We start from the raw sequence: 25,610 nt of genomic DNA on the forward strand, positions 1-25,610 counted from the left end.
CGACGGTTACGCCGATAACGGCACACGAGGGCAACAACGGCATGCCGTTGACGGTCGCGTCGAACGGGACCGCAGCATGGCAATGGACACACCGCGCAAACATCATTGTCGCGCAGAACCACAGTCGCCCGATGAGCATGGCGTTTGCGCGCCCCGACCAAACTTCCGCCGGCGACAAAAAAACCAGGGATCGCTCCCTGGCTCGTCTGCGCACGTGAGCGCTGGCAACGCTACAACTGCTCGGCAGGCCCGGCGATCGGCGGTAATGGCCGCGAACTGCCCTGGTCGTTGCCGCCGTCCTTGCCGGACTTGCCCCAGCCCATCGGCGGCGGCGGATCGCGGCCTTCCATGATCGCGTCGATCTGCGGGGCGTCGATGGTTTCGTACTGCAGCAGCAACTGCGACATGGTGTGCAGCTTGTCCAGGTTTTCGGTCAGGATCTGCGTGGTCTTCGCATACGCCTTGTCCAGGATCGAACGCACCACTTCATCGATCCGCCGCGCGGTATCGTCTGAGACGCTCTTGTGCTGGGTCACAGAACGGCCCAGGAACACTTCGTCGTCTTCTTCGCCATAGGCAATCGGCCCCAGTTCGTCGGACAGCCCCCACTTGGTGACCATGTTGCGCGCCATCTTGGTCGCACGCTCGATGTCATTGGAGGCGCCGGTGGTGACCTTGTCGGTACCGAAGATCAGTTCTTCGGCCACGCGACCGCCATATAGCGAGCACAACTGCGACTCGATCGCCACGCGATTCATCGAGTACTTGTCGCCCTCCGGCAGGTACATGGTCACGCCCAGCGCCCGCCCGCGCGGGATGATGGTGACCTTGTAGACCGGATCATGTTCGGGCACCAATCGGCCGACGATGGCATGGCCGGCCTCGTGGTAGGCGGTGAGGGTCTTCTCGTCCTCGCTCATCGCCATCGAGCGGCGCTCGGCGCCCATCAGGATCTTGTCGCGGGCGCGGTCGAAGTGTTCCATCCGCACCTCTTTGACCGACTCGCGCGCGGCGAACAGTGCCGCCTCGTTGCACAAGTTGGCCAGGTCCGCGCCGGAAAACCCCGGTGTCCCACGCGCGATCACCAGCGGCTCGACATCGTCGGCCAGGGGCAACTTGCGCATGTGCACCTTGAGGATCTGCTCGCGACCACGCACATCGGGCAAGCCCACTACCACTTGGCGGTCGAAGCGCCCCGGACGCAGCAACGCCGGATCGAGTACGTCGGGACGGTTGGTGGCAGCGATCACGATCACGCCCTCGCCGCCCTCGAACCCGTCCATTTCCACCAGCAACTGGTTGAGCGTCTGCTCGCGCTCGTCGTGGCCGCCGCCCAGGCCAGCGCCACGGTGACGGCCGACCGCGTCGATCTCGTCGATGAAGATGATGCACGGCGCATGCTTCTTGGCCTGCTCGAACATGTCGCGTACGCGGCTGGCGCCGACGCCGACGAACATCTCCACGAAGTCCGAGCCGGAGATGCTGAAGAACGGCACCTTGGCCTCGCCAGCGATTGCCCTGGCCAGCAGGGTCTTACCGGTGCCGGGCGGACCGACCATCAGCACGCCGCGCGGAATCTTGCCGCCGAGTTTGGTGAACTTGCTCGGGTCGCGCAGGAAGTCGACCAGTTCGCCGACCTCCTCCTTGGCCTCGTCGCACCCGGCGACGTCGGCGAGGGTGATCTTGATCTGGTCCTCGCCCTGCAGCTTGGCCCGCGATTTACCGAAGGACATCGCGCCCTTGGCACCGCCACCACCGCCCTGCATCTGGCGCATGATGAACAACCAGAAGCCGATGATCAGGATGACCGGCAGGAAATTCAGCACCAACGACCAGAAACCCGGCCCGCTGGTCGGCTTCTGCCGGGTCATCTCCACGTTCTTGCTGTACAGCACGTCGACCAGCTTGTCGTCGCGTGGGCCGTAGACCGTGGCTTCGCTGTTGTCGTCGCGCTTGAAGCGGATTGCCGTGACCGACAAGCCGGTATCGTCGGTGAAATCGACCGACTTCACCCGGCCAGCATCCACGTCCTTCAGGAACTGCGTATAGGTCACGGTGTCGTTGCCCCCGCCACCGGCCAGCCGCGGCGAGAAACTCTGGAAGACCACCATCAGCACGACGGCGACGACTACCCACAACAGCAGATTTTTGGTCAAGTCGTTCATCCTCATTGGCTCCGGTGCCCCTTCAACTCTGTCTCGATGCGTAACATGGCGTGTTCAGTTTACTTAATTTGGTCGCGCTTACCCTGTCCCAGGGCATAGACCTCCGGCGAGCGCTTGCGCGAGGCGGCCGGCTTGCGGATGGTCACCTTCTCATAGCGGCGGCGCATCGCGCGAATGTAGTCGTCGAACCCAACTCCCTGGAACAGCTTGATCAAGAACGCACCGTTCGGCTTGAGGTGGCTATCGGCGAACGCCATCGCCAATTCCGCCAGATGCATCATGCGCGGCTGGTCCACCGCATCCATTCCACTTTTATTTGGGGCCATATCCGACAACACAAGGTCCACCGCCGTCTCGCCCAGCATGGCCTCCAATTGCGATAGCACGGCTTCTTCCCTGAAGTCACCATGAAGGAACTCCACACCGGCCAGCGGCGGCATCTCCAGGATGTCCAGTGCCAGAACTCGGCCGCGCTCGCCCATCGATTTGCGCACCTGCTGCGACCAGCCACCGGGGGCTGCGCCAAGATCGACCACGACCATGTCCGGCTTCAACAGCCTGTCGCGTTGCAAGAGTTCTTCGAGCTTGTAGGCGGCGCGCGAACGCATGCCTTCGGCCTGGGCCTTCTTCACGAAGGGATCGGCGAAATGTTCGCGTAGCCAGCGTTGGCTGCTTTTGCTGCGGGTGGCCATGGACGGGCGGGCGGAAAGGGCGACCATGATACCCTGATCGCCCCTGCCAACCCTGCTGCCACTTGCATGTCGATCCGACTGACCCCGTCCCAGAACCGCTTCCTGCGCGGCATGGCACACGACCTCAAACCCCTGTTGCAAATCGGCAGCAAGGGCGTCACCACTGCGTTCCTGGCCGAACTGGACGAGGTGCTGGAACGTCACGAACTGGTCAAAGTGAAAGTCGGCGGCGACGACCGCGAGACCCGCGATAGCGCCATCGGCAGCTTGGTCGAACAGTCGCACAGCGCGCTGGTGCAGCGGATCGGCCACACTGCCATTTTGTACCGTCCGGCCAAGGAAGACCGCCAGATCGTGCTACCACGCGGCTGACCGCAGCAGGGTGACGTCATGCAACTGACCCAGGAGCTGCCCGATTACAGCTACGCCCTGCGGATGGCCGATGGCCGTCAGGCCAAGGTGAACGAACGCCTGCTGACCCGCAGCTTCATCCTCGCCCCGGACACCCTTGTCGAGGAATGGGAGACGGCAACGGCGAGCGCGTTGGATCCGCGGCATCTGCAGCCCCTGCTGGCGTTGAACCCGGCCCTGGTCATTCTCGGCACGGGCGAGCACCAGGTGTTTCCCTCGGCGGCGGTGATGGCCCTGTTCCTTACCCGCGGCATCGGTATCGAGGCGATGAGCAACGCCGCCGCCGCCCGCACCTACAACGTACTGGCCGCCGAGGGTCGGCGCGTGGCGGCCGGCTTTCTGCTCGAAGGCTGAGCGCAGACACGCCGTCCGTCGGCGCGCGGCGGCGGCGGCGCTGCTCTGCGATCCCGCTTTGCGGCTGACGCATTCGCGGCCAGCACGATACGCATTGGTCCGGAACGATAGGTTTTGATCAATGCGCGCAGCGTGCTACGACTCATTGGATTGCACAGATCGAGCACAGCCGGCCGATCTGGCTTGAATCGGCTCAGAACCGGCAGCGCGGGACAGCAGCGTCTACTTGGCCGGCAAGTACAGCAGCGGGTCCACCGGTTTGCCGTTGTAGCGAATCTCGAAGTGCAGCATGTCGCGCGCCGCGCCGCTGTGGCCCATTTCGGCGATCTGTTGGCCGGCCTTCACGTTCTGGCCTTCGTTGACCAGACGCTTACGGTTGTGACCGTAGGCCGACAGCCATTGATCGTTGTGCTTGACGATGATCAGCTCGCCATAGCCAACCAGGCCGGCACCGGAGTACACCACCACGCCGTCCGCAGCGGCCCGCACCGGCTGACCGCTGCTGCCGGCGATATCCACGCCCTGCCTGGTCGCCTCGCCGCCGACGAAACGGCTGACGATCGCACCATCGGCCGGCCAGCGCCACCCGAAACCGCTGCTCGCCGGGGTCGTCGCTGGGGTTGCGTTCGCAGGCCGGGCCTCCGTGACTGCGACGGTGGCGGTGGCTCCTGTCGGCGGCGACACCGACGCACTACCGGGCTGAGCCGCAGTCGTTGTCCCAGGTGGATACAGCTTCAGCGACTGCCCAGGATAGATCGTGTACGGCGGCGACAACCGGTTCCAGGCGGCCAGATCCTGCGGGGTGACATTGTTGGCGCGGGCGATCGCGTACAGGGTGTCGCCGTGATGCACGGTCGCGCTGACACCGGGCTTGGCGGCGGACACGCGCGGCGTCGTCACACTGGAGCGCACCGGTGTCTGGGCAGAAGAGGAAGTCCGCACCACCGTGGCACTACTGCACGCACCGAGCGCCAAAGCGACCAGCACCACGGCGCCACCACGCAGACCGCCCCGCATGATCGGATCGATGCTCATCCGTATTTCGCTCTCCATAGGATCCACAGCACCAACAGCACCAGAATCGCCATCGCGCACCAGCCCAGCGGCTCGATCCAGCGGCGCAACGCAGCTTCCGCGCGCGGCCCGCCGAGACGGATCGCGCCTGCCACCAGATAGACACGTTTGCCGCGACCGACCAGCATGCTCGCCAGAAACGGTAGCAGCGGCACTCCAACAATGCCTGAGGCCCAGGTGAATATCTTCAGCGGAATCGGCGTAAAGCCGGCCAGAACCAGCAACCAGAATGCCTTCCAGGGCGAGGCGACGATCAGCGCGCGCAGGTGGCTGACCTGCGCGTCGATTTTCTGCGTCCATCCCAGCCAATCGATCAACGGCTGCACTGCCGCGAAGGCGAAATGACCGAGTAGGTACCCGATCATCGCGCCAGCGATCGAGCCGATCAGGCTCAACGTGGCGAACCACAGCGAACGCCGCGGCTGCGCCAGCGACATCGGTGCCAGCATGACTTCCGGCAACACCGGAAACACGATGGCTTCGGCGAAACTCAGCGCGGTCAGCAGCATCGGCGCGTGACGATGCCGCGACCAGAGGATGGCACGCTCGTACAGCGGCCCGAATATCTTCATGCGGTGCGGCTCCGGTGATTCAATCCAGCATGCCCGACAGCAACGGGACAAAGGTCACCGGGGCCAGCACGTCGTGTTCGATGACGCCGTCAGCATCGCGACGCAGGCGCACCAGCGACTGCGCCGATGCCTCGCCCACAGGTGCCACCAGGCAGCCACGCGGAGCCAATTGCTCGACCAGCGCGTTCACCAGCGCCGGCGCTGCGGCGGTGACCACAATCGCATCGTAGGGGCCGTGCTCGGGCCAACCGATACGACCATCGTCATGCTTGCTGCGCACGTTCATACCGAGCTGGCGAAAGCGCTTGCGCGCCTGCCGCAGTAAATCGCCGATGCGCTCGACCGTATGCACCTCCAGCCCCAGCGCGGCCAGAATCGCCGCCTGATAGCCGGAGCCGGTGCCGACTTCCAGCACCTTCTTCGGCGCGACGTCGAGTACGGCCTCGGTCATCCGTGCAACCACCCAGGGCTGGGAAATGGTCTGCCCGTGACCGATCGGCAGAGCGGTGTCCTCGTAAGCACGCGACGCCAGGGCCTCATCGATGAACAGGTGCCGAGGCACGGTACGCACGGCGTTGAGCACGCGCTCGTCGGCGATACCGGACTCGCGCAGACGCGCCACCAAACGGTCGCGCACGCGCTGCGAGGTCATACCGATGCCAATCGCTTCCGATTGCAGGCGCAACCGTGGGGTCATGCCGACCGACCCAACGCCGCGCTGAGGCCGCCGACCCAACTGGCGAGCGTTTCCAGCGCCTGATAGCGGGTGAGATCGACCTGGATCGGGGTGATCGAAATGAAGCCGGTACGCACCGCATGGAAATCGGTGCCCGGGCCGGCATCCTGCTCACGCCCGGCCGGGCCGATCCAATACACGGTGCACCCACGCGGATCCGATTGCGGCAGGCACGCTTCGGAGCGGTGGCGATTGCCGAGCCGGGTGACTTCGAAGCCTTTGATGTCCTGCCATGGTAGGTCGGGTACGTTGACGTTGAGAATGGTGTCCGCCGGCAGCGGATCGGCCTTCAGTTGCGCCACGATCTCGACAGCGGCCCGCGCGGCGCTCTGGAAATGCTGCGGGGCGTGGTTGTGGGAGGCTAGCGACACCGCCACCGCAGGCAGGCCCAGGAAGCGGCCTTCCATTGCCGCCGACACCGTTCCGGAATAGATCACATCGTCGCCGAGGTTGGGCGCGTTGTTGATCCCGGAGACCACCATGTCCGGCTCGAAGTCGAGCATGCCGGTCAGCGCCAGATGCACGCAGTCGGTCGGCGTCCCGGCAACGCTGCACGTGTCGTGGTCGATGCGCTTGATCCGGATCGGGACATCCAGAGTCAGCGAGTTGCTCGCGCCGGAGCGATCGCGGTCGGGCGCGACCACCGTCACCTGATGGCCGGCACCGCGCAGATGCTCAGCCAGCATCCGGATGCCGGGGGCGTCGACGCCATCGTCGTTGCTCACTAATACGCGCATGCTGCTCCTCGAAAACCGAAACATGATACCGGATGCACTGTGCCAGGTCGCTGCCGACATGCTGACGCGGCACACCATGCCATCTCGACACGCCACCCACGCACGGCATCATTTCCCCTCAACCCGCACGACACGCTCTAAGCTGTGCGCATGTCGTACCCCGAAGACGAAGACCCCACCGCCTTGTTCCGCGCGGCAATCGGCCCGGTGGCGCCGCTCAACGCGACGCCACCGGCCAATACCAAGCCACGGCCCAAGCCGCGTGCGCGCATGGCCGAACGCGATGATGCCCAGGCGCAAAGCGAGTTCCAAACGCTGCTACGCGAACGTGCGCCGCTGGAAGCCGGCGATATCGCCAGCTATCGCCGCGCACATCTGCCGGCGCGGGTGTTCCAGCGGCTGCGCAAGGGCCAGTTCTCGGCACAGGACGAGCTGGACCTGCACGGCGCCACCGCCACACAAGCCGAGGCGCTGCTACGCCAGTTCCTGGCCGAGGCGCACGCGCACGAATTGGGTTGCGTGCGCATCGTGCATGGCAAGGGGCTGCAATCGTGCGGCACGCCGTTGTTGAAGAATCTGGTGGACCGCCTGCTGCGCCAGCGCAACGACGTGCTGGCGTTCCATTCCGCGCCACCGGCCCAGGGCGGCACCGGCGCGCTGCTGGTGCTGCTGGCGCGGCGCTGACACCGCGCGCGGTTACGGCAACGCCGCAGTGAAATCGTCGCGCGTCTGGCCCGCGTCAACGACCTCGCCCAGTTCGTGCAACAAGGCGGTGGCGTAACTGCCCGGCGGCAGCGCGAAACGCAACTCCAGCACGTCATCGCGCCCGTCCAACCAACGCCAATGCAGATCGGCGACACGCAAGCGGGTCGCACGCCGTTCCTGTTTCAGTCCCTCGCGCTCCAGCCCTTCGCGCAGACGCAGCGCAAGCGCATCGTCCAATGCCGCCAGTTCCAGCGCCTGCGCCGCTTCGGCGCTGCGCAATGCGCCACTTCCCCACAGCGGTGCCGAAGGATGGATATCGAAGCGCTGCAAACGCTCGGCCAGCGCATCGGTCCATGGCTCCGGACCGAACACGCTGCGGCTGCCATCCAGCATCCAGACTTCGCCATCGAGCGGGCGATCCCAGCTGCCCGCGCTCACACGCGCCGCCAGCACCCGGTTGAACAATTCCGAACGCGCCGCCGACAGCAGCAGCGTGCGCTGCTCGCGACGCACCCGACGTCCGCCGAACATCGCCAGCGCGGCCGCGACGTTGCCGCCATCGCGGCCGAAGCGCTGCTCGCCGAACCAGTTGGGAATGCCACGCGCGGCGATCTGCGCCAACTGCGCATCAATCGCGGCACGCGCGCCACGCACTTCACGCAACACCAGCACGAAGGCATTACCGGCCAGCGCGCCACGCGGCAGCTTGCGATTGTGCCAATGCGTTTCCAGCACTTGCAGGTCGGCATCGAGCAAGGTTTCCAGGGCTGGAGCCACGCGTTTGGGCAGATGCACCGAAAAACGCTGGGTGGTGACCGCATGGCGGTCCTTCATGCCCGCATAGCCGATCGCCATCTCTGCCACGCCGGCCCACTGCGCAAGGCGGCGGGCGACAAACGCGGTGTTCATGCCACGCTTGCGCACGCTCAATAACAAGTGCTCACCCTCGCCGCTCGGCGCGAACGCGGGCATTTCCTCGACCTGAAAGTCTTCCGCCACACAACGCATCCGCGCCTGCAGCGCAGCCACGCCGAACGCGCGCGGCAATGCGCTCATCGCGCCACCAGCAGCACCACCGCCTGCGCCGCGATGCCTTCGCCACGCCCGGTAAAACCGAGTTTTTCGCTGGTGGTGGCCTTGATGCTGACGCAATCCACATCCACGTGCAGCAAGCCGGCCAGACGCGCGCGCATCGCTGGCGCATGTGGGCCGATCTTCGGTAACTCGCAGACCACGGTGATGTCGGCATTGCCCAGACGCCAGCCGCGCTCGCGCAACAGGCTGTCGCAATGCACCAGGAACTGCGCACTGTCGGCACCTTTCCAACGCGGATCAGAAGGCGGGAAATGCTGACCGATGTCGCCCAGCGCCAATGCCCCAAGCAAGGCATCGCACAAGGCATGGATCACCACGTCGCCGTCGCTGTGGGCCAGCACGCCGTGCGCGTGGGGGACGCGCACGCCGCCCAGCATCACGTGGTCGCCATCACCGAAGGCATGGACGTCGTAGCCCTGGCCGATACGGAAGGCAGGCAAGTTAGACATCGACATAGAAATGGAAAGGTCGTCCGCAAAAGGAAGAGATTCGCACGCCGCACCAAAGCGCAGCGTCGGTCGTACACAACGGGCCGGTCACGGTTGCCGTTCGCGCTGGAACAACGCGAACTCGAAGCGTGCCAGATCGGCCGGGGTGGTGATCTTGAAGTTGTCCTCCGCGCCCTCGACCAGGAGCGGCCGCAACCCCAGCAACTCCATTGCCATGGCATCGTCGGTCACCTCCACACCATTCGCCTCTGCCTGCTCCAACGCACGACTCAACTGAAAACGACGAAACAATTGTGGGGTCAGCGCGCGCCACAAGCGCTCACGCGGCTCGGTTCCGTCGATGCCCCCATCATCGCCAGCGCGCTTGAGCGTGTCGCGTACCGGCGCGGCCAAAATCGCACCGACGGGATCACCGCGACCGGTCTCCAGCAGTCGGTCCAAATCGGCCAGCGCTAGATTGGGACGCGCCGCGTCGTGCACCAGCACGAAATCGTCCGCCTTGACCGACTCCGGCAAGGCATGCAACGCGGCCAGCACCGAGCCGGCACGACTGCCCGCGCCCAGACAGGTCAGCACCGGCTTGCCAGCCAGCTCGGTCCAGCCCGGCCACTGCGCATCGTCGATGCCAAGTGCGACCATCGCCCCAGCCACCGCCGGATGCGCCAACAGCGCCTCCAGCGCATGCGCGAGCAAGGGACGCCCACCGGCCTGCAGATACTGTTTGGGCGTGACGCCGCCGAATCGAGTGCTGCGACCCGCCGCCGGCACCACGGCCCAGACCGCGGCCATCAGGGCTGCTCGCCCGGTGCCGGGGACGCTGTGGACGCCGGCGACGGGTCAGCGTCCGGTGCCTTGGACACCGGCGCGTTCTCGACCACGCGGTAGAACTTCTCGCCAGGTTTGATCATGCCCAGTTCGCTACGCGCGCGCTCCTCGATGGCCGCCTCGCCGTCCTTGAGGTCCTTGACCTCGGCAGCGAGTGCGGCGTTGCGTTGTTGCAATCCTTCGTTATCGCGCTTCTGGTGCTCGACCTGACTTTCGAGCACCAGCACCTCGCCGGAATTTCCCGGACCGAACCAGAAGCGGTACTGCAGCCACGCCAGCAGTCCGGCCAGCACCAGCAACAGCCAGCGCCAGTTGCGCACGACTATCGCTTGAGCGAGACGAACGCGTGACGCCCCGCATAACGCGCGGCGCTGCCCAGCGCTTGTTCGATCCGCAACAACTGGTTGTATTTGGCCACGCGGTCGCTGCGGCACAGTGAACCCGTCTTGATCTGGGTCGCGGTGGTCGCCACGGCGATGTCGGCGATGGTGGTGTCCTCGGTCTCACCGGAACGGTGCGACACGATGGCCGCGTAGCCAGCCTGGTCGGCCATGGCGATGGCTTCCAGGGTCTCGGTCAGGGTGCCGATCTGGTTGACCTTGATCAAAATCGCATTGGCGGTGCCGGACGCGATCCCCTGCTTGAAGATCTTCGGATTGGTCACGAACAAATCATCGCCGACCAACTGCACCTTGCCGCCGATGCGATCGGTGAGCAGCTTCCAGCCCGCCCAGTCGTCCTCGGCCAGGCCGTCTTCAATGCTGACGATGGGGTACTGCGCGGCCCAGTCGGCCAGGAAATCCACGAACTGCTCGCTGCTCAGGCGCTTGCCCTCGCCCACCAGGTGGTACTTGCCGTTGTCGTAGAACTCGCTGGAGGCCACGTCCAGGCCCAGCAGCACATCGTCGCCAGCGGTGTAGCCGGCCTTGCCGATGGCTTCGAGGATGGTGTCCAGCGCCTCGACGTTGCTGCGGAAGTCCGGCGCGAAGCCGCCCTCGTCACCGACCGCGGTGGACAGGCCATGGCCCTTCAGCACCGACTTGAGCGCGTGGAAGATCTCGGTGCCGGCGCGCAGCGCCTCGGAGAAGGACGCCGCGCCGACCGGCAGCACCATGAACTCCTGGAAGTCGACGTTATTGTCGGCATGCGCGCCGCCATTGATGATGTTCATCATCGGCACCGGCAGCGCCACGTTGTTCGGGTGAGCGGCGGACAACGACTGCCACAACGCCTGTTTGCGCGAGACGGCGACCGCGTGGGCATTGGCCAGCGACACCCCGAGCAGCGCATTGGCGCCCAGGCGGCCCTTGTTTTCGGTGCCGTCCAGGTCGATCAAGCGCCGGTCCAAGCCTTGCTGATCGGCCGCATCGAAGCCCTGCAGTGCGTTGGCGATGGTGGTATTGACGTTCTCCACCGCCTTGCGCACGCCCTTGCCCAGATAGCGGGTCTTGTCGCCATCGCGCAGCTCGACCGCCTCCTTGGTGCCGGTGGATGCGCCCGAGGGCACTGCGGCGCGGCCCAGGGAGCCGTCAGCCAGCGTCACCTCCGCTTCGAGCGTGGGGTTGCCGCGCGAATCGAGGATCTCGCGGGCGTGGATCTTGGCGATAGTGGTCATAAGTGCAGTCGGTTACCAGGAATAAGGGGGAAGGCGGCAAACCATCGGATTATCGCCGTAGTGCCGCAGCTTGCCAAATGCGTCACGCGTTACGGCGACATCCCGCATGCAAGGGCGACTCTCCACAGCACAGACGGCCAGTGTGCGCGGTCCGCGGGGTCAACCCAGGCCGTGCTCGGGGAAACCACTACGCTTGGCGATGGCATCCAGGGCAAGCAAGGTTTCCAGCAAGCCCTCCATCCGCTCCAGCGGCCAGGCATTGGGGCCATCGGAGAGGGCGTTCGCCGGATCGGGATGGGTCTCGGCGAACACACCAGCCACACCCACCGCGACCGCCGCACGCGCCAGCACCGGCACGAATTCACGCTGCCCACCGGAACTGCTGCCCTGCCCGCCAGGCAACTGCACCGAATGGGTGGCGTCGAACACCACCGGACAGCCGGTCTCACGCATCACGCTGAGCGAGCGCATGTCACTGACCAGGTTGTTGTAACCGAAGCTGGCGCCGCGCTCGCAGACCATGATCTGCGCGTTACCGGTGGACTTGGCCTTTTCCACCACCGGCTTCATGTCCCACGGCGACAGGAACTGGCCCTTCTTGATGTTGACCGGCTTGCCAGCAGCGCACACGTTCTTGATGAAATCGGTCTGCCGCACCAGGAACGCCGGGGTCTGCAGCACGTCCACCACCGCCGCCACTTCGTGCAGCGGGGTGTATTCGTGCACATCGGTCAACACCGGCACACCGATCTGGCGCTTCACTGCCTCCAGCACCTTGAGACCCTGCTCCAGGCCCGGGCCACGGAAGCTGGTGCCGGAGGTGCGGTTAGCCTTGTCGAAGCTGGACTTGAACACGAAATGGATACCGAGCTTGTCGGTGATTTCCTTGAGCTTGCCGGCGACGTCGAGCTGCAGTTGCATCGACTCGATCACGCACGGGCCCGCAATCAGGAACAACGGCTGATCCAGACCGACCTCGAAGCCACACAGTTTCATCAGATCACCTATCGGTTGAACCCCGCTCCCAGCGGGAGAAGGCTGCGGGCGCGAAGTCCCGCGAAATCACTCCCCTCTCCCACCGGAAGAAGGGATGGCATCAAAGCACGGGCACAACCCGGTGGAATCCAACCAGCACGTGCGCGCATCCGGCATCTGGCGTTGAAGACCCGAAAAAAGCCAATCATGCGCCGACGCACACTCAGGCACGCGCTTGCTTCAACAGCTTGCCGCCCGCCTTGCGCTCGCGCGCGGCACGGACAAATCCGATGAACAGCGGATGGCCGTCGCGCGGCGTGGACAGGAATTCCGGGTGCGCCTGACAGGCCAGGAACCAGGGATGGATGTCGCGCGGCAGTTCGACCATTTCCACCAGAGTGTCGTCCATGGACTTGGCCGAAATCACCAGACCGGCATCTTCAAGCTGGGTACGGTAACGGTTGTTGAACTCGTAACGGTGGCGGTGGCGCTCGGCCACCACATCCTTGCCATACAGTTCGCGCGCCAGCGTGCCCGGCTTGAGCCGTTGTTCCTGCAACCCAAGGCGCATGGTGCCACCGAGGTCGGAGCGTTCATCGCGCTTTTCGAGGTCGCCTGTGGCGGTCCGCCATTCGGTGATCAGGCCGATCACCGGATACGGCGACTGGCGGTCGTTCTCGGTACTGTTGGCCGCATCCAGTCCGGCGACATGCCGTGCGTAATCGACCACGGCCGCCTGCATGCCATAGCAAATGCCGAAGTACGGCACCCCGTGCTGACGCGCGTAACGCGAGGTCATCACCTTGCCTTCGAAGCCACGGTCGCCGAAACCACCAGGCACCAGAATGCCATCGACATCGGCCAGCGCGGCCATGTCGGTGCGCTCCAGATCCTGCGCCTCCAGCCACTTCAGGTTGACCTTGGTGCTCTGTCGCAAGCCGCCATGCTTGAGCGCCTCGCCGACGGACTTGTACGCATCCTGGTGATCCACGTACTTGCCGACTACGGCAATGGTGACTTCGTCGAGCGGATGCTGGACCGCATCGACCACGGCCTCCCATTCCGACAGGTTGGCCGGACCGACCTTGTCGCGCAGCTTGAATTGATCGATGACGATCTCGTCCAGGCCTTGGCGGTGCAACTCCAACGGCATGCCATAGAGCACGTTGATGTCGGCAGCGCTGATCACCGCGCGCTCGGAGACGTTGGTGAACAGCGCGATCTTGCGCCGCTCCGAATCGGGAATCGCTTGCTCGGAGCGGCACAGCAACACATCCGGCTGGATACCGATCGAGCGCAATTCCTTGACCGAGTGCTGGGTCGGCTTGGTCTTCAATTCGCCGGCAGCGGCGATGTACGGCACCAGGGTCAGATGAATGAACATCGCCTTCTCGGCGCCGCGTTCGGTACGCACCTGACGGATCGCCTCCAGGAACGGCAGCGACTCGATATCGCCGACGGTGCCGCCGATCTCCACCAGCGCCACATCGAAGCCGGCGGTGGCCTCGTCCACGCAGCGGCGGATCTCATCGGTGATGTGCGGGATCACCTGCACGGTGGCACCGAGGTAGTCACCACGACGCTCCTTACGGATCACGTTCTCGTAGATGCGCCCGGTGGTGACCGAGTTCTTGCGCGATAGACGCGTGCGCACGAAACGCTCGTAATGCCCAAGATCCAGATCGGTCTCGGCGCCATCGTCGGTGACGTAGACCTCGCCGTGCTGAAACGGGCTCATCGTGCCCGGATCGACATTGATGTAGGGGTCCAGTTTCATCATCGTGACCGACAGGCCACGCGCTTCGAGAATGGACGCAAGCGAGGCGGCCGCGATGCCCTTGCCAAGCGAGGACACTACGCCACCAGTCACGAAAATCAGGGGGGTCATGGCTCTAGGCCTCCCGGAAAGCCATAGTTTAACGGCTGATGCGGATTTGCCCAAGCGCTTTCAGCGACATCGGCCACACAAAAACAAACGCCCCGGCTGCAACCGGGGCGTCGGGTACCGACACTGCCACGCGCCATCACGGCTTGCGGGCTTCTTCCTCTTCCTCTTTTTTGGGTGCCGCCGCGCCCTTGCCGGCGTTGTGCTCAGAGGCAGCGGCGGCACGCCGCTTGGCCTTGGCGTCGGCCTGGGCCTTTTCCTTGGCGACCTGCGCCTCATAGGCGGCGGCACCGGCGGCGGCCGGATCGGCGCTCTGCGCCTGGGCCATCGCCACCGGCACGGCGAGGGCTGCGGCGAACAGGGCAGACAGGATCAACGATGTGCGAATCTGCATGGCGGACTCCTCCTGAAACCTGCGACGAACATGGGGGATGCCGTCGCACTTTTACCACGTTCACCCTAGCGCAATGGCGCCACACCGGCCCTGAATACCGGGCCGCGTGCAAAAACCCCCCGCAGCCCGCACACTTCCGGCTCTGCTTCGCGCCACCTGCCAAAACGCATGAACACCCGCTACAACGCTGCCGACATCGAAGTTCTCTCTGGCCTGGATCCGGTCAAACGCCGGCCCGGCATGTACACCGACACCGCACGCCCCAACCATCTGGCGCAGGAAGTGATCGACAACGCCGTGGACGAGGCACTGGCCGGCCATGCCCGGCACATCGAGGTGACGCTATACAAGGACGGCAGTTGCGAAGTCTCCGACGACGGACGCGGCATGCCGGTGGACATCCACCCGGAGGAAAAAATCTCCGGTGTCGAACTGATCCTCACCCGGCTGCACGCTGGCGGCAAGTTCAGCGACCGCAACTACACGTTCAGCGGCGGCTTGCATGGCGTCGGTGTCAGCGTGGTCAACGCACTGTCCAAACGAGTGGAACTGTTCATCCGCCGCGAAGGTAACGAATACCGCATGGCCTTTGCCGATGGTCATGCGGCTTCCAAGCTGGAAATCGTCGGCAGCGTCGGCAAGAAAAACACCGGCACGCGCCTACGCTTCTGGCCCGACCCCCACTACTTCGACACGCCCAAGTTCGCCGTGCGCGCGCTGCGCCACCTGCTGCGTGCCAAGGCCGTGCTGTGCCCCGGCCTGACCGTCAAACTGCACGACGAGGCGAGCGGCGAGCAGGACACTTGGTATTTCGAGGATGGCCTGCGCGATTACCTGCGCGGCGAACTGGCCGAACACGAACTACTACCCGCCGATCTGTTCGTCGGCAACCTCAAGAAGGACCGCGAAATCGTCGACTGGGCCGTGGCCTGGGTGGTCGATGGCGAGCTGGTGCAGGAGAGCTACGTCAATCTGATCCCGACCGCGCAACACGGCACCCACGTCAACGGCCTGCGCAGCGGCTTGACCGATGCACTGCGCGAATTCTGCGACTTCCGCAACCTGCTGCCACGCGGGGTGAAGCTGGCGCCGGAAGACGTGTGGGACCGCGTCGCCTTCGTGCTGTCGCTGAAGATGACCGACCCGCAATTCAGCGGGCAGACCAAGGAACGCCTGTCCTCCCGCCAAGCCGCCGGCTTCATCGAAGGTGCCGCGCACGATGCCTTCAGCCTGTGGCTGAACCAAAACGTGGAAACCGGCACGCGTATCGCCCAGATCGCGATCGACCGCGCCAGCGCACGCCTGAAGACCGAAAAACAGATCACCCGCAAGAAAGTGACCCAGGGTCCAGCGTTGCCGGGCAAGTTGGCCGACTGCATCAGCCAGGATCTCTCGCGCACCGAATTGTTCCTGGTGGAGGGCGACTCCGCCGGCGGCAGCGCAAGACAGGCGCGCGACAAGGACTTCCAGGCGATCCTGCCGTTACGCGGCAAGATCCTCAATACCTGGGAAGTGGCTTCGGGTAGCGTGCTGGCCTCCGAAGAAGTGCACAACCTCGCCATCGCCATCGGCTGCGACCCGGGCAAGGAAGAAATCGACGGCCTGCGCTATGGCAAGGTGGTGATCCTGGCCGACGCCGATTCCGATGGCCTGCACATCGCCACACTGCTGACCGCGCTGTTCCTGCGCCACTTCCCGTCACTGGTCAAGGCCGGCCACGTCTTCGTGGCGATGCCACCGCTATTCCGCGTGGACGTGGGCAAGCAAGTGTTCTACGCACTGGACGAGGAAGAAAAGCGCTCACTGCTGGAAAAGATCACACGCGAGAAGATCAAGGGCCAAGTCAGCGTGACCCGCTTCAAGGGCCTGGGCGAGATGAATCCGCAACAGTTGCGCGAATCCACCATCCACCCCGACACCCGCCGGCTGGTGCAATTGACCGTGGACGAAGGCGACGACACCCGTGCGTTGATGGACATGCTGCTGGCCAAAAAGCGCGCCAGCGACCGCAAGCAGTGGCTGGAGACAAAGGGCGACCTGGCGTCGCTGGATGTCTAGAGCGTGGTACACGCCATGGTGAGCGACAAGGGGTTGGATGACCATATTCATCCTGACCGTGTCTTTATGCACATCCACTGACAGCACCATCGCCACTAGGATGCCAATCCCCATTGCCGAGCGCCCATGCGTGTCGAACCTCTCCTCGTCCCTGCTCGCCAGCGTGCTATTGCTGGCCATGTTGCCGTTTTCCCCCGCGCTCGCCAGCGAGGTGGAGCACGGCAATGAGAAGCCCAATGAGAAGCCCGATGCGGCCACGCATGCAGATGCCGACAAGCCCGCACCGCTGCCCGACGATGCGCAAACCAGCCAAACCGTTCAGTTGAACGGCAAGACCCTGCACTACACGGTCAAGGTCGGCACACTCCCGGTCAAGGACACCCAGGGCAAGATCATCGCCGACGTGGTGTACACCGCATACACCATGGACGGCAAGGACCGACCGGTCACCTTCGCGCTGAACGGTGGCCCCGGAGCGGCCTCGGTTTATCTGAATCTGGGCGCGATCGGCCCGAAGGTGGTCACGTTCGGCAGCGAGGGCGACAGCAGCTCGGCACCGGCACGCCTGCACGACAACCCCGGTACCTGGCTGGATTTCACCGACCTGGTGTTCATCGATCCGGTCGGCACCGGCTTCAGTCGCTCCCGCATCGGCGAGGAGCAGGCCAAGAAGTACCTCTACAGCCCCAGGGCCGACGTCGAATATCTGTCGCGCACCATCTACGACTGGCTGCTGAAACACCAGCGCCTGCAATCGCGTAAGTATCTGGTCGGCGAGAGCTATGGCGGCTTCCGCGGCCCACGCATCACCCATTATCTGCAGACCCGGCTCGGGGTGGGCATGAATGGCGTGGTGCTGGTCTCGCCCTATCTGAACCCGATCCAAGACGACAACGGCGACGTCTCGCCGCTGCCATGGATGCTGACCCTGCCCTCGATCACCGCCGCGCACCTGGAGCGCGAGGGGCGCCTCACGCCCGAGGCGATGCGCCAGGTGATCGAATACACCCGCGGCGACTATGTCACTGCGCTGCTGCACGGACGTTCGGACCCTGCGGGCAGCACACGCATGATCGAGCAGGTGACCGCAATGACCGGACTGGATCCGGTTTACGTGCGCCGCGCCGGCGGCCGCCTGGAGACCCAGGCCTATCTACGCGAGGTGTTCCGCGACAAAGGCGAACTCGGTAGCCGCTACGATTCCAACGTCACCGCCTTCGACCCGTTCCCGAACGCACCCGAACAGCGTGCCAACGATCCAATCCTGGACAGCATCATTGCCCCCACCACCACCGCGATGGTCGACTTCGTGACCCGCGTTGTCGGCTGGAAAGTGGATGCGCGCTACCAGGCGCTGAATTACGACGTGAACGCGCTGTGGGATTGGAACGACGACCCACACAAGGGCTCGGTGACCGAACTGCGCCAAGCGGTAGCGATCGACCCCAAACTGCGCGTGCTGATCGTGCACGGCTGGAACGACCTCTCCTGCCCCTTCATGGGCTCGGTGTTGATCGTGGACCAGATGCCGGTGATGGGCAACGACCCGAGCCGGGTCCAGGTCAAGAATTACCCAGGCGGCCACATGTTCTACAACCGCGCCGATAGCCAGCGCGCACTGCGACAGGACGTCATGGCGATGTATCGGGCCAATTGAACCCGAAGATCGGCAAATGCCGCACCATGGACCGACATGCCACGCGCACCGGCAGCCGCAAGAGCCGGCCGGTGCGCGAAAGTGAATTGGTCCAGCCGCGGATGCCTGCATCCTTGAAGCAGCCCTGAGCGTCACCTTGGGCCGCACAGCTGGTGACTCGAGCATGCGCGCAGCACTGTTACGACGGCGTCCTGAAAGCGTTGCGAAATGATGTCGTCCAGCACGCTACAGACGACACCCAACGTGGACTCCCCCACCCGATGCGGCGGCAACCAAAGGCAAAGAACGCTCTCCTTTCCACTGCGCACACCAGCACTGTGACAGCAGTCGTTCACCGACAATAATACGCAGCACAATGACTTCTTCGCCTGTATACGAAATGCGCGAAACGATCCCGTCAAGCACAATCAGGCATGGAACTTGCCTCTCAAATACGGACGCCTTTATCTAACCGCGCCGCTTTATGCTTATCGTTTATCGCATCGCCCCTACATACCGCACAAGCCCGCATGGTCTTGCGAGCGCGGCATCATGACTATGTCCATGCGCCGACAATTCCGGCTCGGCATCATCAAGATCCTCGGGCCGTCCACCTCGGCACTGCTGCTGTTGTTCGGTGCCTACCAGGCATCGCTGGACCAACCCTGGACGGCGGTCGCCAGCCTGGCATTGGCGAATCTGGCGGCGCTGGCAACCTGGCTCTCGTTGCACCACGACGACGGACGCATAGGCCCCTTGCTATCGCTGAGTTGGCTACTGGGTTGCGCCCTGGTGTGTCATACGCTGCACCATGCGGCGGCGCCATGGCTTTACCTGGTGATGATGAGCAACTTCTTCGTGGTCACACGCAAGGTGGGAGTGGCCTGCAACACCACGCTGATCGTGATGCTACTGGTCATCACCCCTGGCACCCTGCTCGGCCCGGAACATATGTTTTCGCTGCTGACGGTTTCGCTACTGATCACAGGACTGGGCTATATGCTGTCGCTGCGCCTGGAAGATGATCGCGTGCAACTGGAGCAACTGGCCTCGCACGACGCACTGACCGGTTTACCGAACCGACGCACGCTGGAACGCAGCCTGTCGCAACGTGTGGCCGACCCGCGCCGGACGGTGCGGCGACATGGGCTGATCGTGCTGGACATCGATCACTTCAAAAAAATCAACGACCTGCACGGGCACGCCGAAGGCGACCGCACCCTGGCCGAACTGGCGGCATTACTGCGACTGCAAGTGCATGCGCCGGACGAGGTATTCCGCTTCGGCGGCGAGGAATTCGTGATCGTGGCCAGGCTGCAATCGATACACGAACTGACAGCGTTCACCAAGCGCCTGTACGAGGCAACGCGCAGCGTCCTGCACAGCCCCAGTGGCGCTATCACCGTGTCTCTGGGCGCGGCCATGCTCTGCGACGAGCAGCATTGGCAGGACTGGTTCTCGCGCGCGGACGCCGCGCTCTATCAGGCCAAGAACAACGGTCGCGATACCTACGTGGTGGCCGAGGACGTCACACAGAACTGAACCCGGCGACCGACTCCGCCCGCGATGCGGGCATTGTCCGCACTCCGCATCGGTTCCGATGCATCAAGAACGCAGCGGCACCACACGAATCTCCACACGACGATTCTGCGCACGCCCGGCCTCGGTGCTGTTGTCGGCGATCGGATACTTCTTGCCGGCCCCCAACGTCTGAATACGCTCGGGCTGCACACCCTGCGCGCTCAGGTAGGCCGCCACCGAGGACGCACGCTGTTCGGACAGACGTTGATTGACCACATCGCTGCCGATGCTGTCGGTATGACCAACCACTTCGATCATGGTCTGGTTGTACTCGCTCAGCGTCTTCGCCACACCGTTGAGCGCGGAATAAAACTGCGGCTTGAGCGTGGACTGATTGAAATCGAACGTGATGCCATCGGGAAGGTTCAACGTGATGTTGTCGCCGTCGCGATGCACGTCGATGCCGGTGTTGGCGGTGCGTTCGCGTAGCGCGCGCTCCTGACGATCCTGATAATTGCCGATCGCCGCGCCGCTCAGCGCACCGATACCGGCGCCAATCATCGCGTGCTGGCGACGTTCGGTGGCACTACTGCCACTGAGCAGACCGGCGACCACCCCCACTGCGGTTCCGATCAACGCACCGCGTCCGGTACGGTTCTCTTGCTCGGTGGGTTGACCATTTTGATCGCGTTGCACATACGATCCACCCGTGGCGCAGGAAGACAGCAGCAACGCACCGATCAGCGCAACGGACAAACTTGCAAGGGCAATCGCTTTCATCGTGATTTCTACCGAACCTTGATGGAGGGGGATCAGCTTAAACAGTCCTGTACACGATGCGGATGAACAGGGTCATGCATGGAATGCGCACGGTTCAGGGAAGCGGCAGCAAGCCTTCCGCATCCACTGCACGCAAGGGATGCTCCCAGTTACCCATCAGCGCCAAGTACAGCAGTTTTTCGAACTCGACCGCCACACGCCGCATCACCGCATCCGGATCGGGAATCAGCCGCGCATCACCGATCAGGCCGAAATGCACGCGATGGTTGTAGCTCATGATCGACACGCCAACACCAATCGAGCCGGTCTGCGGCACCCAGAACATCATCTCGCGCACCCGACTCCCCGCCAGATAGAGCGGTTGCTGCGGTCCCGGCACGTTGGTTGCCACCGTGGTCGCTTTGCGACTGAACAAGTCCAGCGCCGCCGACTGCAACCCCGATGGTGCCATGCCCACTGCGGCCAACAATCCGAACACCACCATCGCTTGCCGCGACTGCTTGAGTTGTTGCATCGACGCGGCGACGCACTGCAGTCGCCGCACCGGATTGGCTTGGCCCACCGGCAAATCCAAAAACACCAGGCCGAAATGGTTGCCGAGTTTGCGCGCGTGTTCCAGCGGACGCAGATTGACCGGCACCGTGGCGCGTAGTGTCATGCCCTCCAAGCGCTCGCCGCGTTCGAGCATATAGTCGCGCAACGCACCGGCCATGGTCGCCATCAGCACGTCGTTGACCGTGCAATCGCAAGCGCGGCCCACCGCCTTCACTTCGCTCAGGTCCAACGGCGCGGCCCAGGCCACACGCTTGCTCACGCCCAGGCGACCCCGCAGCAACGTAGGCGGATCGTCGGACAACAGCAGCGCGTTGACCAGTTCGCGGCCGATCAACCCGCCTTCGCGCGCCAGTATGGTCGGCAGCTTGGGATCCTGCGCCATTGCACGGCCTTTATCGAGCATGCGCCCGCCGAGCCTGAGATAACGATCCATCGCACCGACCCGGCGCACGACATCCTTGCCGTCGTCTTTGAGCCAGGCACGACCAAGCTGCGCCGATGGCTCCGGCACACGCTGCGTATCGGTCAACGACAACAGTACCTGCACCAACGCAATGCCGTCGGCATAGCAGTGGTGGATACGCACCACCAGCGCCGAACCGCCTTCGTAACGTTCGATCAAATGGAACTGCCACAGCGGCTTGGTTTTGTCCAAGGGCGTAGACGCCATCTGCCCGGCAAAGCGCTCCAGCGCTTTCTTCTGCCCACGCCCCGGCAATGCCGACAGACGCACATGCCAGTCCAGGTCGAAATCGTCGTCGCGTTGCCAATAGGCGCCGGTGGTGGTCTCCACAGGCTTTTGCATAAAACGCGCAAACGCCAGGAAACGTTTGCGCACCAGTTGTTTGAGCCGGTCTAACGTCAATGGCTCGTCCAACATCAGCACGCCGGTGATCATCATCGGATTGGTTGGCCGATCCATCCGCAACCAGGCGGTATCCACGCGCGACATCGGTTCGCGCTGCGACTTACGGCGAGCTGATCTGCTGGTGGCCATGCGGGCTCCTATGCGGAGTCGGAGTGAATCATGGCCCGCTAAAGGGCGTCAATCGCGTTCGTGCCGATCGCGTGCAGCTTGGCTGCGCTGGCTGCTCAGCCAGCGACGGTTTCACGGTAGGCGGCCAATGCCGCATCGCGGCCAGCGGCCAGATCGACAATCGGCTGACGCGGATAGTGCGGCGCAACATGAGCCAAACGCTGCGGCGCCAACCACGGCGCGAAGCGATCGGCCGGCGACAGTCCTGCCAACTCCGGCACCCAGCGCGCGATGTACGTCCCCTGCGGATCGAATTTCTGCGCCTGCGTCACCGGATTGAACACGCGGAAATACGGCGCGGCATCGGCACCTGTCCCCGCCACCCATTGCCAGCCCAACGTGTTGCTGGCCAGATCGGCATCGACCAGCGTGTCCCAGAACCAGCGCGCGCCCTCGGACCAGTGCACGCGCAGGTGCTTGCACAGATAACTGGCGACAATCATGCGCACGCGATTGTGCATCCAGCCGGTGTGCCACAACTCACGCAGGCCGGCATCGACAATCGGCACGCCGCTGCATCCGCGTTGCCATGCCTGCAACTGCGCCGGATCCGGGGTCGCCCAGCGGAAACGCTCGAAGCGCGGATTGAGGTTGCGCTCGGGCGTATGCGGAAAATGATGCAGCAAGTGATAGGCGAAATCGCGCCAGCCAAGTTGACGGATATAACCATCGATGGCCGCGGCGGTGGCGGCGCGACGTTGCTGCTGCAGAGCGGCGACGATCCGCCACGGGGCGATTTCACCGAAATGCAGGTGCGGCGACAAACGCGACGTGCCGACCTGATCGGGCCGATCGCGACCGGCGAGGTAATCGCGTAGTGCGCCATCGACGAATGCGTCCAGGGCCTCGTGCGCCCCCTGTTCGCCCGGCTGCCAGCACTCCCAGAACCCACGATCCCAATCGTGCGCAGGGGTCAAGCCGAGCGCATCCAGCGCCACGCTGTGCAGTGCCTGCGGCGGTGCCGGCAACGTGGCCGGCGCGGGCATCGGCGCCGGCACTTGCAAGCGACTCAGCGCACTGCGCCAGAACGGGGTGAACACCTTGTACGGGCCACCTTGCTGGGTCGCCAACTGCCACGGCTCGAACAACAACGCGCCATTGTGGCTATGCACCTCCAATCCAAAGCGCACGCAGGTCATGCTTGAGCCGGGCATCGCGCGGCTGCGTGGCCGGCTCGTAACGACGATTCCAATACACCGCGACCGCCCCGCATTCGGCGATCAACTGGCGCAGCGCATGCTCGGCCGGCCCCTGGCGCAGGATCAGGCGCGAACCGCGGGCACGCAATTGCGCGTCCAACGCGGCCAGCGAGCGCTGTAGCCAAGCACACGACGCGGCCCCGGCCGCCCACTCGCCTTCGTCCTCGGGACTGTGCAGGTATACCGGCACGGGGAGATGACCCGCCGCGAGGGCGGCCTGCAGCGCAGGCTGATCGTGCAGGCGCAGATCGCGCCGGAACCAGACGATGGCGTAACTCATGCGCATGCAGTCGGCAGCGAAAGAGGCGCCATGATACGGATTGATCGCATCGGCCAGGTGAGTGCCGGCAGAACCACATCGGCACTCAAGCACGACTCTCTGGCAAGGCAACGCCTGCCGTATCGGCAATGGCGCAGATGCGGCCTCGCGCGGCGCGCACCTACTCGAAGGTGCCGATCGAATCGTGCGCGAGATTGTCGAAGCGGGTGTATTCGCCGAAGAACTTGAGCTTGCACGACCCGGTCGGGCCACCACGATGCTTGCCGATGATGATCTCGGCCAAGCCCTTGTCCGGGGAGTTTTCCTTGTTGTAGTAGTCGTCGCGGTAGATGAACACGATCATGTCCGCGTCCTGCTCGATGGCGCCGGATTCGCGCAGGTCCGCCATCACCGGGCGCTTGTCGGTGCGCGTCTCCAACGAACGATTGAGCTGCGACAACGCGATCACCGGCACGCCCAATTCCTTGGCCAGGCCCTTGAGCGAACGCGAGATTTCCGAAATCTCGGTGGCGCGGTTCTCGCTGTTGCCAGGAACCGACATCAACTGCAGATAATCGATCACGATCAGGCCAAGATCATGCTCGCGCTTGAGTCGGCGCGCCTTGGAACGCAACACCTCCGGCGACACACCTGGGGTATCGTCGATGAAGATCTTGGTTTCCTTGAGCATTTTGATCGCGCCGGTGACGCGGGCCCAGTCCTCGTCCTCAAGCTGGCCGGTGCGCAGACGCTGGGCGTTGATCCGGCCATTGGAGGAGATCAAGCGCATCGCCAGCTGCGAGGCGGACATTTCCATCGAAAACACCGCCACCGCTTTCTTCGACTTGATCGCCGCGTACTCGGCGATGTTCAACGCCAAGGTGGTCTTGCCCATCGCCGGACGCGCAGCGAGGATGATCAAGTCGGTCGGCTGCAGGCCAGCGGTCATCGCGTCGAAATCGCTATAACCAGTCGGCAGGCCGGTGATGTTACCGCCGCTCTCAAAGCGGCTGCGCAATTCCTCGAACGCGTCTTTCAACGCGCCGGGCATGGCGACGAAATCGCGACGCCCGCGTGCACCGGCCTCGGCGATCTGGAACACCGCCTTCTCCGCCGACGCCAGCAGCTCCGCGCTCTCGCGGCCCTCCGGCTGAAAACCGTCGTTGACGATGGCCGTGCCGACCTCGATCAATTGCCGCAGCACCGCCTTGTCGCGCACGATTTCGGCGTAGGCACCGATGTTGGCGGCCGAAGGCGTGGTGCTGGCCAACTCGATCAGGTAAGCGCCATCGCCGACCGTCTCCAGCTTGCCCTGCGACTCGAACCACTCGCCCAGGGTGACCGCGTCGAACGGACGGTCCTTTTCGGCGAGTTCGCGGATCGCGCGGTAAATCAACTGGTGGTCACGCCGGTAGAAATCCTTGTCGGTGAGCTGGTCGTTGATCCGATCGTAGGCCTCCGGCGCGAGCATCAGGCCACCGAGCACGGCCTGCTCGGCCTCGATCGAATGCGGCGGCACGCGCAGTTGATCCAGACGCGGCTCGCTGCGTTCGCCACGCTCGCTTTTGCGATCGCCGCGGTAGCCGGGACGTGCTGACATGGGCAGGAGGTTCTCTCTGGGGACGCGGTCGGCGGGCGCAGCCTCTCACCGCAGCCCGACCGCAGATGCTAATCGACGGTGTCGCAACCAGCCAGGGACAAATCTGTGGACAACCCGTTGAGAACCTGCAAGAACCGTTGCGCGGCAACGGTTTCCCCATTCGAGCCGGCCCAGGCCGAGCGGGCAAATGGCCTTGCGGCCCTCATCCGCGCTTTCGGCGACGCGCGCGTGCGCAATGCGTGGATACAGACGCTGCAAGTGTCCACCAAACCCATGCAGGAA

23 protein-coding genes and 1 pseudogene are annotated in these 25,610 nt (G+C 64.2%); 6 read left to right on the forward strand and 18 right to left on the reverse strand.

The window, feature by feature from the left end; genetic code table 11:
• Positions 1 to 230: 230 nt before the first annotated feature.
• Both ftsH and rlmE read right to left on the reverse strand, forming a co-directional pair.
• On the reverse strand, positions 231 to 2,165 hold the full coding sequence (ftsH, locus tag XANALMUS060_RS09155) for an ATP-dependent zinc metalloprotease FtsH (RefSeq protein WP_045727297.1): 1,935 nt from the start codon (positions 2,163 to 2,165) through the stop codon (positions 231 to 233).
• Between the two features lie 59 nt (positions 2,166 to 2,224).
• Entirely contained in the window at positions 2,225 to 2,857 is a 633-nt protein-coding gene (rlmE, locus tag XANALMUS060_RS09160; RefSeq protein ID WP_045738134.1) for a 23S rRNA (uridine(2552)-2'-O)-methyltransferase RlmE, read from the reverse strand.
• A gap of 66 nt (positions 2,858 to 2,923) precedes the next feature.
• Here rlmE and yhbY point away from each other — a divergent pair, with 66 nt between their 5' ends.
• Together yhbY and XANALMUS060_RS09170 are read left to right on the forward strand one after the other, a co-directional pair.
• Entirely contained in the window at positions 2,924 to 3,229 is a 306-nt protein-coding gene (gene yhbY, locus XANALMUS060_RS09165) for a ribosome assembly RNA-binding protein YhbY (RefSeq protein ID WP_045727295.1), read from the forward strand.
• Positions 3,230 to 3,247: 18 nt separating this feature from the next.
• Positions 3,248 to 3,622, forward strand: a complete 375-nt coding sequence (locus XANALMUS060_RS09170) for an Mth938-like domain-containing protein (RefSeq protein ID WP_045738135.1) — start codon at positions 3,248 to 3,250, stop codon at positions 3,620 to 3,622.
• 222 nt (positions 3,623 to 3,844) lie between these two features.
• On the opposite strand, the gene XANALMUS060_RS09175 is transcribed toward XANALMUS060_RS09170, so the two are convergent.
• The 4 genes from XANALMUS060_RS09175 to surE are packed head-to-tail and all read right to left on the reverse strand — an operon-like array spanning position 3,845 to position 6,741.
• The gene (locus XANALMUS060_RS09175) at positions 3,845 to 4,657 is read right to left on the reverse strand and encodes a peptidoglycan DD-metalloendopeptidase family protein (protein ID WP_152640452.1); all 813 of its coding nucleotides are present in this window, start codon (positions 4,655 to 4,657) and stop codon (positions 3,845 to 3,847) included.
• The gene (locus tag XANALMUS060_RS09180; RefSeq protein WP_045738136.1) at positions 4,654 to 5,268 is read right to left on the reverse strand and encodes a YqaA family protein; all 615 of its coding nucleotides are present in this window, start codon (positions 5,266 to 5,268) and stop codon (positions 4,654 to 4,656) included. The genes XANALMUS060_RS09175 and XANALMUS060_RS09180 overlap by 4 nt, the downstream gene beginning before the upstream one ends.
• Before the next feature lie 19 nt (positions 5,269 to 5,287).
• Entirely contained in the window at positions 5,288 to 5,965 is a 678-nt protein-coding gene (locus tag XANALMUS060_RS09185) for a protein-L-isoaspartate(D-aspartate) O-methyltransferase (RefSeq protein WP_045738137.1), read from the reverse strand.
• Positions 5,962 to 6,741: a 5'/3'-nucleotidase SurE gene (gene surE, locus XANALMUS060_RS09190; RefSeq protein ID WP_045738138.1), complete on the reverse strand. Its 780-nt coding sequence runs from the start codon at positions 6,739 to 6,741 to the stop codon at positions 5,962 to 5,964. Before surE ends, XANALMUS060_RS09185 begins: the two co-directional genes overlap by 4 nt.
• A gap of 150 nt (positions 6,742 to 6,891) precedes the next feature.
• Here surE and XANALMUS060_RS09195 point away from each other — a divergent pair, with 150 nt between their 5' ends.
• Positions 6,892 to 7,425 (forward strand): Smr/MutS family protein, encoded by a 534-nt coding sequence (locus XANALMUS060_RS09195; protein ID WP_045738207.1) that lies wholly within the window; start codon positions 6,892 to 6,894, stop codon positions 7,423 to 7,425.
• 12 nt (positions 7,426 to 7,437) lie between these two features.
• Here XANALMUS060_RS09195 and truD read toward each other — a convergent pair whose 3' ends face one another.
• The 8 genes from truD to XANALMUS060_RS09235 form a co-directional block, all read right to left on the reverse strand.
• The gene (gene truD / locus XANALMUS060_RS09200) at positions 7,438 to 8,502 is read right to left on the reverse strand and encodes a tRNA pseudouridine(13) synthase TruD (RefSeq protein ID WP_045738139.1); all 1,065 of its coding nucleotides are present in this window, start codon (positions 8,500 to 8,502) and stop codon (positions 7,438 to 7,440) included.
• Positions 8,499 to 8,996, reverse strand: coding sequence for a 2-C-methyl-D-erythritol 2,4-cyclodiphosphate synthase (ispF, locus tag XANALMUS060_RS09205; protein ID WP_045738140.1), 498 nt, complete (start codon positions 8,994 to 8,996; stop codon positions 8,499 to 8,501). The genes truD and ispF overlap by 4 nt, the downstream gene beginning before the upstream one ends.
• 81 nt (positions 8,997 to 9,077) lie before the next feature.
• On the reverse strand, positions 9,078 to 9,782 hold the full coding sequence (ispD, locus tag XANALMUS060_RS09210) for a 2-C-methyl-D-erythritol 4-phosphate cytidylyltransferase (protein ID WP_200894029.1): 705 nt from the start codon (positions 9,780 to 9,782) through the stop codon (positions 9,078 to 9,080).
• On the reverse strand, positions 9,779 to 10,135 hold the full coding sequence (gene ftsB / locus XANALMUS060_RS09215; protein ID WP_045727286.1) for a cell division protein FtsB: 357 nt from the start codon (positions 10,133 to 10,135) through the stop codon (positions 9,779 to 9,781). The genes ispD and ftsB overlap by 4 nt, the downstream gene beginning before the upstream one ends.
• 2 nt (positions 10,136 to 10,137) lie before the next feature.
• Positions 10,138 to 11,430 (reverse strand): phosphopyruvate hydratase, encoded by a 1,293-nt coding sequence (eno, locus tag XANALMUS060_RS09220; protein ID WP_045738142.1) that lies wholly within the window; start codon positions 11,428 to 11,430, stop codon positions 10,138 to 10,140.
• Between the two features lie 159 nt (positions 11,431 to 11,589).
• A complete protein-coding gene (gene kdsA / locus XANALMUS060_RS09225; protein ID WP_045738143.1) occupies positions 11,590 to 12,426 on the reverse strand; it encodes a 3-deoxy-8-phosphooctulonate synthase in 837 nt (278 codons plus the stop codon).
• A 202-nt stretch (positions 12,427 to 12,628) separates the two neighbouring features.
• Entirely contained in the window at positions 12,629 to 14,293 is a 1,665-nt protein-coding gene (locus XANALMUS060_RS09230) for a CTP synthase (protein ID WP_045738144.1), read from the reverse strand.
• 136 nt (positions 14,294 to 14,429) lie between these two features.
• Positions 14,430 to 14,684, reverse strand: coding sequence for a hypothetical protein (locus tag XANALMUS060_RS09235; protein ID WP_045738145.1), 255 nt, complete (start codon positions 14,682 to 14,684; stop codon positions 14,430 to 14,432).
• A gap of 168 nt (positions 14,685 to 14,852) precedes the next feature.
• On the opposite strand from XANALMUS060_RS09235, the gene parE reads away from it, so the two are divergent.
• The 3 genes from parE (at position 14,853) to XANALMUS060_RS09250 (ending at position 19,920) form a co-directional block, all read left to right on the forward strand.
• Positions 14,853 to 16,742 (forward strand): DNA topoisomerase IV subunit B, encoded by a 1,890-nt coding sequence (gene parE / locus XANALMUS060_RS09240; protein WP_045738146.1) that lies wholly within the window; start codon positions 14,853 to 14,855, stop codon positions 16,740 to 16,742.
• Between the two features lie 178 nt (positions 16,743 to 16,920).
• The gene (locus XANALMUS060_RS09245; RefSeq protein ID WP_235430439.1) at positions 16,921 to 18,399 is read left to right on the forward strand and encodes a S10 family peptidase; all 1,479 of its coding nucleotides are present in this window, start codon (positions 16,921 to 16,923) and stop codon (positions 18,397 to 18,399) included.
• A gap of 543 nt (positions 18,400 to 18,942) precedes the next feature.
• Entirely contained in the window at positions 18,943 to 19,920 is a 978-nt protein-coding gene (locus XANALMUS060_RS09250; RefSeq protein WP_235430431.1) for a GGDEF domain-containing protein, read from the forward strand.
• A gap of 63 nt (positions 19,921 to 19,983) precedes the next feature.
• On the opposite strand, the gene XANALMUS060_RS09255 is transcribed toward XANALMUS060_RS09250, so the two are convergent.
• The 4 genes and pseudogenes from XANALMUS060_RS09255 to XANALMUS060_RS09270 all read right to left on the reverse strand — a co-directional run bounded on the left by XANALMUS060_RS09255 (position 19,984) and on the right by XANALMUS060_RS09270 (position 25,328).
• On the reverse strand, positions 19,984 to 20,679 hold the full coding sequence (locus XANALMUS060_RS09255) for an OmpA family protein (RefSeq protein WP_045738149.1): 696 nt from the start codon (positions 20,677 to 20,679) through the stop codon (positions 19,984 to 19,986).
• A gap of 94 nt (positions 20,680 to 20,773) precedes the next feature.
• Positions 20,774 to 22,231, reverse strand: coding sequence for a wax ester/triacylglycerol synthase family O-acyltransferase (locus XANALMUS060_RS09260; RefSeq protein ID WP_045738150.1), 1,458 nt, complete (start codon positions 22,229 to 22,231; stop codon positions 20,774 to 20,776).
• Positions 22,232 to 22,326: 95 nt separating this feature from the next.
• Positions 22,327 to 23,749: pseudogene (locus XANALMUS060_RS09265) on the reverse strand (deoxyribodipyrimidine photo-lyase).
• Positions 23,750 to 23,909: 160 nt separating this feature from the next.
• Positions 23,910 to 25,328 carry a replicative DNA helicase gene (locus XANALMUS060_RS09270; RefSeq protein WP_045738151.1) on the reverse strand — a complete coding sequence of 473 codons (1,419 nt, stop codon included), beginning with the start codon at positions 25,326 to 25,328 and terminating at the stop codon, positions 23,910 to 23,912.
• Between the last annotated feature and the right edge of the window lie 282 nt (positions 25,329 to 25,610).

This window comes from Xanthomonas sp. MUS 060 (genome assembly GCF_000963215.1).
Classification (GTDB): domain Bacteria; phylum Pseudomonadota; class Gammaproteobacteria; order Xanthomonadales; family Xanthomonadaceae; genus Xanthomonas_A.